Below are 13924 nucleotides of genomic sequence, written 5' to 3'. Positions count from 1 at the left end.
GTCTTTCTCCAGCCTTCCGGCCAATGCTAAAAGGTCATCCGACCCGTTCGCCGCGTCGCATCCGCTAAACGGCAGGTAATAAAAAGGGCCGCCAGTTGGCGACCCCGATAAAGTTGTTTGCTGCTAATCAAACGCGCTGGCATCAATGCGCTTGAGTTGCTCGAGCGTGAGCATCTCGCCCCGGTCGTTAAAAAACTCATCGACCGTTAGTTTCCCATCAGAGAGCAACCTGGCGCGCGTCACGCCCAGCACCTGCTCTTGCCTGGCATAGCTCTGATTGCTCAGCCAGTCGCGGTAATTGGTCTTCGCTGGCACTTGCCCGTCCATCGATGCGCGAGTGGTGCCGTCGAGTTCATTAACCGGAATACCCAGTTCACGCCATGATTTAGTGATGTAGGTTTCAGATGACCGACAGCAGTAATGCGCTTTGCCGGGACCGTTTAGATACGGCACTTTGTGGCCTATTGGCTGCCCGTCCAGGGTATACAGCAGATGGTCGCGCACGATGCAGATTGGCGTGGTTTTATTGTCCAGCGTCGAATCCCATTGCTTAGCCTTAATCAGGTCGCTGTTGGCCTCGGCAAAGTCCTGCCTGGCAGTAGCGGCAACGTGATTGATGGCGGTTTTCACAACAGTTGTAGCGTTGGCCCGACTGACCTGCAATGCGCCATCCTGCCAGTTACTGGCTTTGGTACCACGAACGCGGCGAACTACCTGCTCAGTGGTTTCACCGTTTAGGAATCCCATGCGCACGGCATTGGTTAGACGCTCAATCCGGTCCGCTTCCAGCTTCTCGCCCCATTCCTTCAGCAAGCGCCCCTGGAATGGTTGAGATACCGCAGAGGCAAACACCTGCTGCGGCGTGAGTTGCTGAAGTGGTACATGCTGCAATATCACTTCGGGCAACGTGTCGCTGAACATCAGCGCCTGATATGTGGCTTCGTGCGCAGCAAAGCTTTCCAGCTCTGCTGTTAGTGACTCATTTAACGAGGTGTAAACGCGCTGGTTAATCGCCCGCACCGCTTTGAGCTGCGTTGCCAGCCGCTTAACCGTCATGGTGTAAGGGTTCATGTCCTCGAGCGCCACCAGCAGCCGCGCAGCGAGCTCAGCATCAGCCTGATTCAGGATGAGAACCATGCGACGTGCCGCTCCATTGCCATAACGGCTAACAAATAAGCTGTGCGCAATGGTCTCGTTTTGCAGGTGTTGGTTAACGGTCCATTTGCGATTGCGCATATCATTCACCCGTTAACGTTGGAGCCTCGTTGAGTAACTCATCCAGCACCTTATCCGGATCCATCGTGGCGTCGATGAGGTTCAGCTTCTGCAGGGATTTAATGGCATCGATACGACGAATATCACCACCCTGCCGTAGCGCCTGAATCGCGAGCGCAGCCGGAGGATTAAATTCTTTGGTTTCAACATCCAGTTCAGTGCGCACATCAACCGAGCCGCCTTCCGGCAGGTCGAGATATTCCGCCATGATTTGCAGAATGTTCGCCAGCGCATCTTCCAGGCTGTTTGCCATGGTGTAGAGCGGCGATTGCTCCTGCATTGTCTCTTCGCTGGTCTGGTCGACAGACTTCGTGGAGGTGTTCTCAGTGCGCAGCAGCTTCGCACCCGCCTGGCGCATTTGTTCTACCAGGTCAGCAAGCGATTCTTTACCTGCACTAATTGCCGCGCCGGTATGTTCGACGTATTCAAGCCCTTGCCGCTGCCGATCGTCAAATGCAGTCGCAGATGATGAGCCGATGACCAGTTCTTCGTTTTCGCCGAGTCCATAAACCACCAGCAACGGCACACGAGCCACATGCAAAACGTTATCCTGCTCGCTCTGACTCTGCCAGTGCTTGATGTTCAGCAGCGCCATGTTCAAGAGCGGCGGTGTGCCACACATGAAGCCAGTGCGCTTGGTGTAGAGCGTGACCAGCGGGATATCAGTGCGGGAAGTTTCCCATTCTTCATGCAGCGCCCAGTTCGCAGCACCCTGCGCGTCCGTCGATTTGCGATGCAACTGCACATTGCCCGGACGTAGATAACGAATCTGCTCAATCTTTTTCTGCCCGAAGTCGTCGCCATCTTCAATAACGACCTCTTTGATGCGCAATTCAGTGAGGACCACCTTTCCGCCAGTGACCTTCGATTTCCAGCCGATGACCTGGCGCGGGTTAATCATCGTGACGTATGGGCGTGCGCCCGTTGCCTTCTCTTCGGCTTTCGTTTTCACCTGCTCGGTATCAACGCGTGGATAATCCACCAGCGCATGCGCCAGGCCATATTGCATTGCCAGTCCAAAGAGCGACTGCGCCCAGACATCAAAGCGATTGCCTTCGAGGTCGATATTCGGCGCAAGGTCACGAACGCCATCAGGCACTGACTCTTTCAACTGAACTGGCTCAGCAAATACCCGGCCAACATCCTGTTTAATGGTTTCCTCGTATGCTGGCAGCAACGTGGCCACAGCGAGGCGCTCTTTGTACGCGCCCTTGTCTTCTTTGGGCCACATTGGCAGGTAGGTTTTGCCAAGCTGCCGCATATACAGCGTGCCGCCCATCAGCGCGTCGTTAATGTCCCACGCCTGAACCATGTTCCCATAGTCCAGATTGGGTGTTGAAATGTCGGTCATGGAATCAGAGTCTCAGATTGGTGACTTTGCCGGTTGGCTTGTAATGAACGTGTAGAACGCGATAGCGAGTTGCATCCCAGTCGTGATCTTCCTGGGATGTATCAACATCGTCCGGATTTTTGTCATCGCGAACGAGTACTGGCACCCGACTAATCCAGCCACGGCAATAATCGAAGACATAAAATGCTGGCTTTTCTGGCATGCCTGACTCAGTCTTTTTACCTTCAATTACTGCCTCCAGCATGTCAGCAAATAGCGACGCACCATTGATGCGCGAGCCGGGTTTCTTGTTTGACTCAACCCACTTAACGCCCTGCTTCTCCATCTTCTGTCCAATGGAAAGTTCATTGTCTGCGGTGTTGTAAATGGCACTATCAGCCGGACCAGCCACAATTTTTGAGCAGATGCCCGGCATAATATGTATCTGCCCCTTGCCTATGGTTTCTACCGGCTCGCCAGCATCTTTACCGACGAGGCGCTTATCAACCCACGCCACGCCTTTGGCAACGTTCGTGGATGACATATTGAGCCCCTTGTTAAGTTCACTTGGCGGGCAGCCATACCATTCACCGATGAGAATGAGTGAACCTGCCGGCGGGCAGAATTTGCGGCCATCAGAAAGTGTTGCCTCTGTTCCGTCAGATTGTGCCCACCAGAGGTTTGCGAACGGTTTCGACTCGCCCCAGTCATGTGAACGGTCAACTGTCCAGGTATCAGGAATGCGGAATGGTTTGATAACGTGCAGCGATTCATTCCACAGGTGGTCAAAGCGCCCACCGCTGGTCACATCCCACGAGCCTTCAACCCATGCTTTGCGGCGGTTGGGGTCTTTAATGCTCATCAGAGTTGCGATGTATTGCGGGTCGAGATACGGGTTCTCTTTGAACGAGCCGTGAATGGCAACACGGGTTAGCGTCACATCCTCTTCGCGCTCTGTCTGCGGGTTAAACACCTTCTGCGTTTCGCGAATAATGGTGCCGCGCGGCGCTGGCTCAATGAAACGCTTCTTAACCCACGTATGACCGATGCCAAACGGGTTGGTCGTACTGAATGTCTCAAGAGGAATTGGCTTGATAATCGATCCATCATCGAGCGGATAATCATCGGGACGGAATGAAGATCGCCGGCAAGAGAACATCATTTCGTAGAACTCAGGGGACTGCTGCTTGGTCAGTTCGTTGAAGCCGATAAACGGGAACTCCTGACCGTGAAAATCCCAGTAGTCGCTTTCCTCCTTGCCGAACCGGAAGAGAAGCTCTTCACCAGTAGGCCATACCCAACGCAATTCACTGGCTGATGCCAGGTAGCGAGCGCCATCGTTAAACAGGCGGTACATACGCTTGGACTGGGTAATGATGTCGGTGAGGTTTTTATACTCGGTATCGAAAATGACGCCACGCCAAAATGAACCGTAACCGAGGCCAACTAGCCTACGGAATCGGGCTAACTGCGCTGCAGTCTTACCCGGTCCGCGAGTCCCTTCATAAAGAATCTCGTTGCATGGGCAGCTCAGAGACAGCGATTGCGACCCTGGCAAAGGTTTCCAGACGGCTTTGTAATTCATCCACCTAAAACCTCGCTCTGCTGTTTCTGCGCCGCAGCTTCCCAGGCATCTACGCTATCGCATGATGGCACTGGCATGATGTTGTGAGTCGCTGTGACCTTTTGCTCAATTTGTTCTTTGAATGCCTGGACGCTGACATGCTTACCAAGCAGCTCAAGGTTCTTAACCTTGTCTGGCCATTTAATCTTCTTCAGGATGGTTTCTGCCGTTTCCTCATTGAAGTTCTGGATAGTCTTAGCGATATCCAGTCCTTGCAGCGTAATGCGCCAGGTCTTCGGCCACTGACTGATTGCCTTCAGGCTGCCATCGTCGTTTAGGATATCGAGAACGTCCATCTGATCGATTTCAACTAAGCGCTTCAAAACATAAGCTGCATCAATTCCAACTTCTTCATTGCGTTGTAATTTGAGCTCAGCGATTCTGGTTTGGATGACAGCTTTTGACAGCAGCTTTGTTGCGGTGCGGTTAGCTGTTTTAGCGCTATACCCCACACGAATTGCTGCCTGAGTGGCGTTTAAATCGATGAGGTACTCGCGACAGAACATTTCTTGTTTGCCGGTGAGTGCCATTTATTATTCCCTAAAAGGATATATGGATGGGAAATTTTACTATTCATGCAGGACTAGCAGATGGCGGTTTGATGCCAATTGCAGGTGAGGATAAATCGTCGGCAGATTTGGTTGTAGCGTTTACTGGCGACGACACTGGCGCACCTCCAAGATCCTTAACCATTACAGTAAGAACAGAGTCTGGTAAGAACGTTGAGATCGTTTTCCCTAATAGCAGCGCAGACGCTGTTGTGAAAATCGATGGGAAGATGATTTAAGTTCAAAATGGCTACCAGCCTGAAGGGTTCCCCAGTCCGGTTTTGCCATGGAAAATCCGTGTTATATATTAAGGCCTTATTAAATATATGAAGATGCACTATGGCGCTTGAAGTATTCAGAAGTGATCGTCAGCAGGATAGCGAAGTAGCTTATCGGGAATGGCTAAGTGATAACCCTGACGGGTTTGTCGTTAACGCATTGAAAACGGCCCGCGGTAAGGGCTCCAAGAGTGATGCGCGCTTTACCCGAGTTCACCGAGCCAAATGCAAAACAATCAATCCATTGCTGAGTCAGGCGGATAAAACAGGGTTTACGACTGGCCGATATCAAAAGCTTTGTGCCACTAGCCTTGAGTTAGCAGACAACGAAGCCAGAATGATAACCGGCCTCGCAATTGCCAAGCGATGCCCCTGCATCTGAAGCATTTAATGCCATTACGATGGGTCTGCTCATTGTGATGGCAATAAAAAACCGCCCGTAGGCGGCAAATAATTCTAAACTTTTATTGGGCCATACATTCCGGTATTGATTATCGCATTCCATATGGTTTTCATTGCTTGCCCTGTTTCTTGGTCAACCGATAAAGAAGAACGAGCTCCATGTGGTCGACCTAAAAAATAGGGACGCATTGTCTCCCACGTTTCAGCTACTTGCGCCAATCGCCATTGAGGAATCTCTTCTTCCAGCATCAAACCCATAGCTAATGACTTAGGAATAGTGCCATCAATATTCAGAGGGCGCTCCCAATCACAAGTAACCAAAATAGGAGTTGCTGCTGGATGATAAATAACAGCGTCAATTTCAGCAGCATTTACACTCGCAGCATGATGTTCAGGACGTTTACTCACTGATGCCAAAATCGTTTCCCCTCCATCATACGGGCATGTAATGAAGGCATTTGCGAAAAATACTGTGTGGTCTAATCCAGAGTATCCATTTTCTGGGCAAGGTCTAGTCATCGGCCAGCCTTGTTTGCTTGAGGTTGATACCAAGGGATGCCATGAAGGATAAGCATCAATCACAGGGCCATATTTTGAGCGAATATCTTCCAACACTATTTTAGCTTTTTCTCTTTCTTCTTTAGTACCTTCCTTGGGAATGAGTCGGCTTAATGCGTATTGGAAATTCTCTTCTGCATCCTCTCGTGCTCTGAAAGCCATAACAATGCTCCATCAGTAAATGATGGGCGCACTATAATAAAATCACGCATGAAATGCAATTTTTGTGCGTGTAATTTACTTTTACGCACAAGGCAGAATTATCTTGCGGGCGAACTATATTTCTCACGTCCAATGGTTTGAATGTCAACCTTATCCCGATTGCACTGCCCAAGCGCCGACAGCAGGCTAACGTTCAAATCAAGGCTTCCACCCCACGTCATATTGTCAGGAATATATGGATAAGGCGTTTCAGCTGTCAGGCTTGCTGGAAGTTGTAGTGGCGGTACCGGCACGTAAACTGTCTTTGTACTGCTGCATCCGCTTAACTGCGCCAGCAGGAACAGGCTGGCTAGCACAATCATCACCCACAATCGCAGTTTTGATATCACTCGAAGCTTTCTTTGACTCCAGTGCAATCTGGTTCTTAGCATGTTGATTGACTCCCAGAACAATGTTAGTGATAGCGACAGTGCGAAGCATGTTATCCATGACAGCGCGGCTACTGTCGTTCTCACCCTGTAACGTGGTAAGGCTGGCATCGATGCGGGTGTTTTCATTCCAGAGCCATGCAATCACCGCCAGCGCGGCGATGGATAGCCACCAGCGCCAGTGCGTTTTAAGCGAAAGCAGGAAATATTCAATCATGCCTCACTCTCCGAACGACTCCCGTTCATCACCGGAAGTTGTCGAGTATCTTTCGGCTCATTCACCGGCCAGCGATAACCAGATACACGCGAACGCTGGAAGGCGCGGATATTAATAGCATCAGACTGATTGCCGCCCAGTACCATCAGGTCACCGTTTTCACGTTGCCCGACAACGAATCCCACATGCCCGCCGCCGTCACGACTGAATACCACAACACAACCGAAGGCTGGTTCGCGTAGCTCGGCCCCCCAGTTGAGGTAGGACTTCGCAGACTCAAAGCGGGTTGATTTGATTCCGACTCGCTCGAGCATGGAACCAACGAAGGCTGCACACCATGGCGTTTCATCATCTTTGATTCCACTGCGTTTGATGTCTTTCCAGAACTGAAGAATGAGGGGGTTATGACGTGGGCCTTTAGTTTCTAACTGACCGATATACTTTCGGCCTTCGATTAACCAGCGTGGTTCCTGCATAGCTAACTCCTTTTAATAACGCGCCAGGCTTTGATTACGCCGCGAATAGCAACGAGGATAAGCAGGCTCTTAACGAGCTGATGAGGTACCTGCCCGGTGACACCGATAGTGAAACCAGCAGCAGCTACGGTTGCAAACAGGAAATGCCAGACCGTATCGAAGAAACCAGCACTGCTCTTCTGATGCATCACCCTGATGGCACTGGTTATAAGCAGCGACAACGTGCAAGCCAGACCAAGCGGGCTATGCCAGAAAGTCTGCGCAACCGGCGTGCAGAAGGTGTTATCTACTGACCAACCCAGCCAGATGAGGAAATCATGCATTTGGGTTACCTCCCGGCATTCGCCATGCCTTGATAATCTCGCCACCTTTCGCAACGACTACCTGCCAGAACGCACCCATCGTGAATCCAAGCCCGGTTAATGCGGATGGAGAGGTTATTCCAAAATATTCACAGACCCATGGGGTAATGAAGAGCGCAACAAATAGTGCTGAGACAAGGTATGCCGCTCGCTGCCCCAGGCTTAATTCTTGCTTGCTGGATGTCAGCGTGATGAAGCCACCAGCCAGTCCGGCAAACATCAGCCAGAGGCGGCGCTTAATTTCGTCGTCCATTGATTTCCTCTGGATGTAGAAATAAAAAAGCCCCGCATAAGCGAGGCAGAAAGTTGAGATGTATCAATCAGGTGAATGTGTTGTCTGGTAGCCTGAAGGTTCAGCCCACCTATGTGTCAGCATGGGTGTACTTAATAATGAGGGATGGCTGATCACCTCAAGTGAAGGCTATAAATGGATATCCAAACGACTGCTACAGATGAAGGTAGAATCATTGCTTTGCAGGTTGGTTTTTCTACCCTGGTACACATGCTCAGCAAGGATAACCCGAAATTTCGGGACGTTCTTGTTAATCATCTCGAGGAGACAGGCATGAACCCAATTAACGCTTCGTCTTCTTCGGCTTTTTATGAGCTGGCGGAGTTACTTCGAGGCGTGGGACATATAAACGAATAGTTCCATCGGGGTTATAAAAAGTAGCCCCGGTTTTATCTTTTTTATAAGCCATTCTTTTCCCCAATCTATCAACAACAGATGTAAAAAGCCCCGGTAAATACCGAGGCCATATATTAATTTGTAATGATGGGACCGCTATATCGGAGGGAGCAACCGCTCACTTAGCACTTCAACTTCTTCCGAGTGGATAATATCAAACTGGTCCCCCACCAAATCCCAGGCTCCCACAACCATCTCACCAGTTGCTAAGTTTTCTGCAGTTTGCTCAACATAAAGAGCAACCTGAATCTTGCCGTCATATTGTATCCAGTAGAAGCCTTCTTTCATCAGTTGCATCTCTTCAGCAAGTAATGAGTAGAGAGTAGCAGTTGCTGGTTTTTTGTCTGTGCTAATGCTGCTGCCCTCTTTATCGAGGGGAATAAAAAGCCTCAACGAATGCCAGTCGATAAATTTATGCACTGTGAGGTTTACGTCAGATGTGACGCCACCAGCCTGATATGATTATTTTTTAATCACCGCGCGGAATGGCTATGAAAAACGTACACGAGATTATCGGAAAGGCCGTTGATGACCTGCTTAATGGTGAAAACAGCCAATTCTTTAGCCGGGAATTACTGGCAGACCATTTGATGCATGAATTTATGCGCGTCACTTCCACTGATATATCCAAGGAAGAAGGGCAGAACTACGAACGTGCAATGCGGATAGTGGCCCTGCCCGTTCATCTGAGACGCCAGGCTTGAGCCGAAAAAGCAAAAACCCGCACTAGGCGGGTTCTTTCTCATATTTGGTCGCTTATCGTCGCTGCCATCGTGGCGCAGCTTTGCCAAGCATGCCTGAATTATTCATGTTTCTGGGTGGATTTCAAGGCTTTTTATATAGAGCAGGCGTATCTGCGCAACTCATCACATTTTTCACAGACAGAAAAACCTTTGCTCTGAATATCTGCAGGCACCATTTCACCCTCTCTCGTGCTTTGTCATTAGAAAGCCACGGCGCGACCTGCTGCAGCTCTTTTGTGATGTCAGAGATTTTTGAGCGCGTGGAATAGTAGCTCATACCAATCAAATACACTGGGTCGTCTGACTTGAACATCCCCAGCACAGCACGCTCAACAAGGTCTGCATCATCCCGCCAACTGGCCTCATCTATCATTTCGCTCAAGGTAGCTGACCACAGAATTGTATGGGCACGCTGAACTGCCTGGCGACCAGAGTAACCCTCGGTCCTGGCTTGTTTTATCGCATCAGTGATTCGAGAAAGCTGAGAGTCTGACCAGTTATCCTCTTTTGCTTTTGATATAAACCTGTTGCAGTTCTCAAGCCGGTATTGCGCGCTGGTTTTACCACCAACACACTCACCCCATACCGTAAGCAGTGATTTTATCCAGGCTGACTGGATGCCAGTAAGCGGAGTAAAACGTCCCAGATAGCTTTTGCGTGGTGCAGCAGCAGCGCGTTCTATTGCTGTTCGATGTGCACGGCGCTGTTTAGGGGTCATAGCGGATCCTCCTGAATAATAATCTGCCCTTTCTCACCCCATACCTTGGTTATACGGCAATCCCAGATACTCGAATCGTCATCAAAGAGAGCGTCCATCAATGCCTTGAGCATGTTGTCGCAATCGGGTTTTGACTGATGTGGCTTGCCATTCATCTGCTCCAGCTTCTTCTTGCTCCAGCTCGGCGGCATTGGCATGACGAAAGTAACGTGGGCGCCAGATTCAGGCAGATGAATTTTGCGTAAGCGAGCTTCATCGCAGAATGCCCGATAGCGCATCACTGCCGGGCGTTGCTTCCACTTATCGGCGCGGGTCATACGTGGCTTTCCGATTGGGGTGATGTCGTAAATATTCATGCAGGCACCACCAGACCGCGGCGGGCAATTTCAATGACCGTCAGAACAATGGCTTTATTCATTAACTGACGTCGTTCATCACGAGTGAGCTTATTTCCGTTGTCGATGCTGTCGTGGCAGCACATGCAGATCGCCGCCGTGGCGCAGTCATCGACTTTAATCCCAATCCCTTTGCCTTCATTACGGTGGGCGACCTGAGTTCCCCACGCGCCACACAGAACGCATTGTTCAATACTTCCGACTGCAGCCAGCCATTTCTTGCTTCGGTAGATAGTCTTCATCATCACCTCACTGATTCTGCTGGTCGTGCAGCTGCTGATACTCGCAGTTGTGCGGAATAGTGAGGAACAGGCCGAACTGCGCGCACCACATCTCGACCTGGCACAGGAAGTGATGCATTTCCCCGGCATCCAGATCAGAAGTGTGTCGCGGTTCCCACGTTGTGGCTTTCTCGCCAGTGATGAAATCGGTGTAGGTGATTTCCACGCTGCCGAGATAGGTTTTCTTGAGGTTGCGCTTCACCCACTCGGGAGTAGCTTCAGTGCGGCCCGAACGAATCAGATATTCACTGATTTCTCCGTACCACATATGGCTTAACGCGTTCTGCGGTAGGCTGCGCTTATCGCGCCATGGCTTGAGTATCAGGCGATAGCAATCACCACCAGCTAATAGCGGCTGGAGCTGCTGACCTATGGCGTCGAAGTTTGTCTGGTGAAGGCGAACGCCCTCTTTTGGAAAGTTCACACGTCACCCCCAAGGGCGAACGCTGAATGCAGAAAATCGCTGGCGTTGGATAACGTCAGGCGAGAGAGTTCAGATTGGTAGTATTTTTGCGCCATGGTGTTCTCCGTGGCGCAGCAGGTTCAGCTGTTCAGACTGAACACTCAGTTTAGCATGTATGGAATGAATAAAACTGAAAGTATTATTGTATAGGCAGTTAAACAATCAGACAAAAAAGCCCCATTAGAGGGGCTTTTTATCTCTTTAAACTATTGCTTTTTAAGCATTTCTTTTAGTTTCTTTTTGCTTTCTTCTGAAATCTTGCTTTGGCTGTTTGCATTCTTTTGTTTCATAAATTCCCTCATTATCAACTGAATGGATTAACTATATTCAAGCCGGCTTATTAGAAAGGGGGAGGAGTTCCTCTCCTTCTGTATTCACCACTGCACCTGTGTATGCTTCGTCATTTTCGGCTGGTTTATCCGTATCTAAATGCATATGGCAATCGGTCATTTCCGAAGATTTTAGCTCAGAATCTACAGTGTTGGGCTCAGTTTCAGATGATTCAGTATCAATTTCTTCATCCTCCTCAAACGAAACGTCATAATTCCGTTCAATAGCTATGCCTTTGACCTTTTCATAAAGTTCATCAGAAATCAAACTAAAAATAGGCATTGATTGCGTAAGTATAGTAACAACTTCAGACTCGTTTAGAGAAAGGGAAACTTCTTGTGCAACATCATCCTTGTCGAGAAGTATAGCAGCACCTAAAGCGATCCATGCCTCGTCATTGTCTATCGATTCAGTAAGCATTCTCTCAAGATCTACCAACAGCTTCTGGCTAATGGTTTCACTTTGCATACGAAAACATAATGCACGGTTGATAATGACTAAATTCCTATGCTTCAATGGTAAATTCCTTGATTCAAGAAGATCCATGAGGCTATTAGCTATAGAAAATTTCCGAGCATCCATCAGATCAACTAATGCATTTACTAACTTAGTAATCTCACCTTCTATCATTTTGTTATAAGTTGATAATCTATCCATTGAACACATTATCTCCTTATCATCATTAAGATGAATGTAAGAACGCAGCAATAATGCTTCCGTCTCTAATGATTTACCGTTTGAAAGATGTTTAGTTGCATATTCTACACACTCTTTATACTCACCAGCTCTAAAAGCCGAGTTGGCTATGAGGTAATTTGGGGTGTTATAAAAGTGCACACTTTCAGAAGAACCAGCAAACTGTGTTTCCTTTAACATAATTTCAAGAGACTTTGTTATTGAATCATCATCTAATGAAGATGCCTTTTCAGATAACAGTAACTTAATTTTTTTAACAAATTGACTCACAGTATTAACTCGACGAACATGATCGGCCAAGTTATTCATGTCTCTTTTGATTATGTCATGCTGCACATCATCATCATCTTCTTCTTCAGTAACTATGAAATATCTGTCAAGTTTATTTGAAAGTGCAGAATATGGTTCAACAACTTCTTGCTGTAAGTTACAACCTAATGATTCATGTAATTCAGCCATGAACTCATCGAATCCATCAATTTTAATTAAATGGAAATGAGGGAATCTAGCAAGGTTTTTCAACGCATCAGGTAATTTGTCAACATCGGTTCCCTCACGAATACACCAATAAACACCGTGAGGGAAACAACTACCTGAATGCAAAAGGGTATTTAGTGTATCCATAATTGAGCGATCGTGGCCAGAGTAACCAATAACAATCATTCCAAACTCGGTTGCAAACTGCCTAAATTTCGCCCGCATGTTGTCTTCAAGTGATTCTAGCTCTCTGATGGTATTTTTAATATTATCAAATAGGAAATCACCGTGAAGTTTTATTATTTTAGGGCGTGTTGTTGTTAGTCGTACGCTTGTAATACTTGAATCATGAGCACAAACGATAGGGCGAAGGTTATTTGAGAAGGTAAAACATGCCTCATTGACTAAATCATCAAAGTTGGTAGTGAAGATGGTGTTGAAATGTCGCTTATTTAGGAGGTTTGTAAGATAAACATACCCCCAAGATGGTTTAGCTTCTGTTATACAGCTTTCTATGAATTCTCGACGCTGTGTGGGCTGATCATACAAAGCTTCAAAAAGTTCTGAATATTCATTATCTTTATTAAACCAGGGTTGCAAAGCTAGCTCCTCAGAGCCATGCATGGATGAGTATGCCTCTCTCCAACGTTTTATCATTCCCCCAGCGCTATCCACTCCACTAGTCATACTGGCACCAGCACCAAGGAACAAAGTAAAATTGGGATGATGCTGTTTTGTTGATGTTAGGATGTTTATGAGATGCTGCTGAGGCCGAACTTTCATAAATAAAGGTCCTAAGTGGCTGTAATTATTATTGGTTCCTTGCACAATATGATACACGGTAACCTGCTTTTTCAAGCATTTTTGTAAATAATGAAGGTGTACCTATAATATCATCATCATTAAGCGGCATAAACGAAACAGTATCTCTGCGGCGGTACATCAATGCACGCTCTACGTCAGGGAAGCTGTCGAACTTTGCGACCACAGCACAATCTTGGCATCGAATAACCGCATACCCCGTCGCTGGCAACTCTTCATTCACTTTCACTCAACCCCCTTCGGGTACTGACTAATTTTCGGGACCCAGAATCCCACTCTTCGAAGCCGTCACGGCTTGCTTAACACACAATAGCAAAGTCGACTTTTTTCCTAATAACTTGCGCGGAAAAAAGATTCAGAATGTAGTTTTCACTACCAAAATCGAAATCAGTAGCACATAATAACTGTATATACATACAGGTTTTTCAGCTTTTGGAACAGTATGCACAAAAACTACGTGCTTTAGCAAGGTGATTTATCCGACTGATTTCACAAATCTTTTTCGCTACTTTAGCGTAAAAACTGATCGTTATTGTTAACAGGGAGCGCAGCGTAATGGAGGGTATGAATAACTGATTGATTCGGAAACTGTAGAATCCTTCTTGGGCACATTCCTGCCTTTTTTGTGCGCTTTTTGTGCCATTAACTACA

General features: G+C 47.9%; 20 protein-coding genes and 1 pseudogene. 4 read left to right on the top strand and 17 right to left on the bottom strand.

Features of this window, described 5'->3' with window-relative positions; all coding sequences use genetic code 11:
- Positions 1-123: 123 nt before the first annotated feature.
- Genes LVQ79_RS10400 through LVQ79_RS10385 form a run of 4 tightly spaced genes read right to left on the bottom strand, consistent with a single transcriptional unit; the run spans position 124 to position 4759 of the window.
- Positions 124-1236, bottom strand: coding sequence for a phage minor head protein (locus LVQ79_RS10400; protein WP_232864862.1), 1113 nt, complete (start codon positions 1234-1236; stop codon positions 124-126).
- Between the two features lies 1 nt (position 1237).
- Positions 1238-2626: a DUF4055 domain-containing protein gene (locus LVQ79_RS10395; protein WP_232864861.1), complete on the bottom strand. Its 1389-nt coding sequence runs from the start codon at positions 2624-2626 to the stop codon at positions 1238-1240.
- 4 nt (positions 2627-2630) lie between these two features.
- On the bottom strand, positions 2631-4190 hold the full coding sequence (locus LVQ79_RS10390; RefSeq protein ID WP_232864860.1) for a terminase large subunit domain-containing protein: 1560 nt from the start codon (positions 4188-4190) through the stop codon (positions 2631-2633).
- Complete coding sequence (locus LVQ79_RS10385; RefSeq protein WP_232864859.1) at positions 4187-4759, bottom strand: terminase small subunit; 573 nt, start codon at positions 4757-4759, stop codon at positions 4187-4189. Before LVQ79_RS10385 ends, LVQ79_RS10390 begins: the two co-directional genes overlap by 4 nt.
- 26 nt (positions 4760-4785) lie before the next feature.
- Here LVQ79_RS10385 and LVQ79_RS10380 point away from each other — a divergent pair, with 26 nt between their 5' ends.
- Together LVQ79_RS10380 and LVQ79_RS10375 are read left to right on the top strand one after the other, a co-directional pair.
- Positions 4786-5016, top strand: coding sequence for a hypothetical protein (locus LVQ79_RS10380; protein ID WP_232864858.1), 231 nt, complete (start codon positions 4786-4788; stop codon positions 5014-5016).
- Between the two features lie 100 nt (positions 5017-5116).
- Positions 5117-5437 carry a hypothetical protein gene (locus tag LVQ79_RS10375; protein ID WP_232864857.1) on the top strand — a complete coding sequence of 107 codons (321 nt, stop codon included), beginning with the start codon at positions 5117-5119 and terminating at the stop codon, positions 5435-5437.
- Positions 5438-5511: 74 nt separating this feature from the next.
- Here LVQ79_RS10375 and LVQ79_RS10370 read toward each other — a convergent pair whose 3' ends face one another.
- From LVQ79_RS10370 to LVQ79_RS10345, 6 genes and pseudogenes are all read right to left on the bottom strand, one after another.
- Positions 5512-6177, bottom strand: a complete 666-nt coding sequence (locus LVQ79_RS10370; RefSeq protein WP_232864856.1) for a hypothetical protein — start codon at positions 6175-6177, stop codon at positions 5512-5514.
- Positions 6178-6275: 98 nt separating this feature from the next.
- Positions 6276-6608, bottom strand: a complete 333-nt coding sequence (lysC, locus tag LVQ79_RS10365; protein ID WP_502258311.1) for an Rz1-like lysis system protein LysC — start codon at positions 6606-6608, stop codon at positions 6276-6278.
- Positions 6547-6822: pseudogene (locus LVQ79_RS10360) on the bottom strand (hypothetical protein); the annotation flags it as partial. The pseudogene LVQ79_RS10360 and the gene lysC, both read right to left, overlap by 62 nt.
- Positions 6819-7298: a TIGR02594 family protein gene (locus LVQ79_RS10355; RefSeq protein ID WP_232864855.1), complete on the bottom strand. Its 480-nt coding sequence runs from the start codon at positions 7296-7298 to the stop codon at positions 6819-6821. The pseudogene LVQ79_RS10360 and the gene LVQ79_RS10355, both read right to left, overlap by 4 nt.
- Positions 7299-7300: 2 nt before the next feature.
- Entirely contained in the window at positions 7301-7621 is a 321-nt protein-coding gene (locus LVQ79_RS10350) for a hypothetical protein (RefSeq protein ID WP_232864854.1), read from the bottom strand.
- Positions 7614-7913: a hypothetical protein gene (locus tag LVQ79_RS10345; RefSeq protein WP_232864853.1), complete on the bottom strand. Its 300-nt coding sequence runs from the start codon at positions 7911-7913 to the stop codon at positions 7614-7616. The genes LVQ79_RS10350 and LVQ79_RS10345 overlap by 8 nt, the downstream gene beginning before the upstream one ends.
- Positions 7914-8087: 174 nt before the next feature.
- On the opposite strand from LVQ79_RS10345, the gene LVQ79_RS10340 reads away from it, so the two are divergent.
- Positions 8088-8309, top strand: a complete 222-nt coding sequence (locus tag LVQ79_RS10340; RefSeq protein ID WP_232864852.1) for a hypothetical protein — start codon at positions 8088-8090, stop codon at positions 8307-8309.
- Between the two features lie 135 nt (positions 8310-8444).
- On the opposite strand, the gene LVQ79_RS22565 is transcribed toward LVQ79_RS10340, so the two are convergent.
- Positions 8445-8768: a hypothetical protein gene (locus LVQ79_RS22565; RefSeq protein ID WP_370639843.1), complete on the bottom strand. Its 324-nt coding sequence runs from the start codon at positions 8766-8768 to the stop codon at positions 8445-8447.
- A gap of 71 nt (positions 8769-8839) precedes the next feature.
- On the opposite strand from LVQ79_RS22565, the gene LVQ79_RS10330 reads away from it, so the two are divergent.
- Positions 8840-9052: a hypothetical protein gene (locus LVQ79_RS10330; protein ID WP_232864851.1), complete on the top strand. Its 213-nt coding sequence runs from the start codon at positions 8840-8842 to the stop codon at positions 9050-9052.
- A gap of 121 nt (positions 9053-9173) precedes the next feature.
- Here LVQ79_RS10330 and LVQ79_RS10325 read toward each other — a convergent pair whose 3' ends face one another.
- The 6 genes from LVQ79_RS10325 to LVQ79_RS10300 form a co-directional block, all read right to left on the bottom strand.
- Positions 9174-9809 carry a hypothetical protein gene (locus LVQ79_RS10325; RefSeq protein WP_232864850.1) on the bottom strand — a complete coding sequence of 212 codons (636 nt, stop codon included), beginning with the start codon at positions 9807-9809 and terminating at the stop codon, positions 9174-9176.
- Complete coding sequence (locus LVQ79_RS10320; protein ID WP_232864849.1) at positions 9806-10165, bottom strand: RusA family crossover junction endodeoxyribonuclease; 360 nt, start codon at positions 10163-10165, stop codon at positions 9806-9808. Before LVQ79_RS10320 ends, LVQ79_RS10325 begins: the two co-directional genes overlap by 4 nt.
- A complete protein-coding gene (locus tag LVQ79_RS10315; RefSeq protein ID WP_232864848.1) occupies positions 10162-10449 on the bottom strand; it encodes a hypothetical protein in 288 nt (95 codons plus the stop codon). Before LVQ79_RS10315 ends, LVQ79_RS10320 begins: the two co-directional genes overlap by 4 nt.
- Positions 10450-10453: 4 nt before the next feature.
- Positions 10454-10909: a YbcN family protein gene (locus LVQ79_RS10310; RefSeq protein ID WP_232864847.1), complete on the bottom strand. Its 456-nt coding sequence runs from the start codon at positions 10907-10909 to the stop codon at positions 10454-10456.
- Positions 10910-11275: 366 nt separating this feature from the next.
- Entirely contained in the window at positions 11276-13234 is a 1959-nt protein-coding gene (locus LVQ79_RS10305) for an SIR2 family protein (RefSeq protein ID WP_232864846.1), read from the bottom strand.
- A 28-nt stretch (positions 13235-13262) separates the two neighbouring features.
- Positions 13263-13496: a hypothetical protein gene (locus LVQ79_RS10300; RefSeq protein WP_232864974.1), complete on the bottom strand. Its 234-nt coding sequence runs from the start codon at positions 13494-13496 to the stop codon at positions 13263-13265.
- Positions 13497-13924: the final 428 nt, after the last annotated feature.

Source organism: Buttiauxella cochleicola (genome assembly GCF_021282405.1).
Classification (GTDB): domain Bacteria; phylum Pseudomonadota; class Gammaproteobacteria; order Enterobacterales; family Enterobacteriaceae; genus Buttiauxella; species Buttiauxella massiliensis.
The sequence above is the reverse complement of the archived record's forward strand: the minus strand, read 5'-3'. Positions and strand labels throughout refer to the sequence as shown.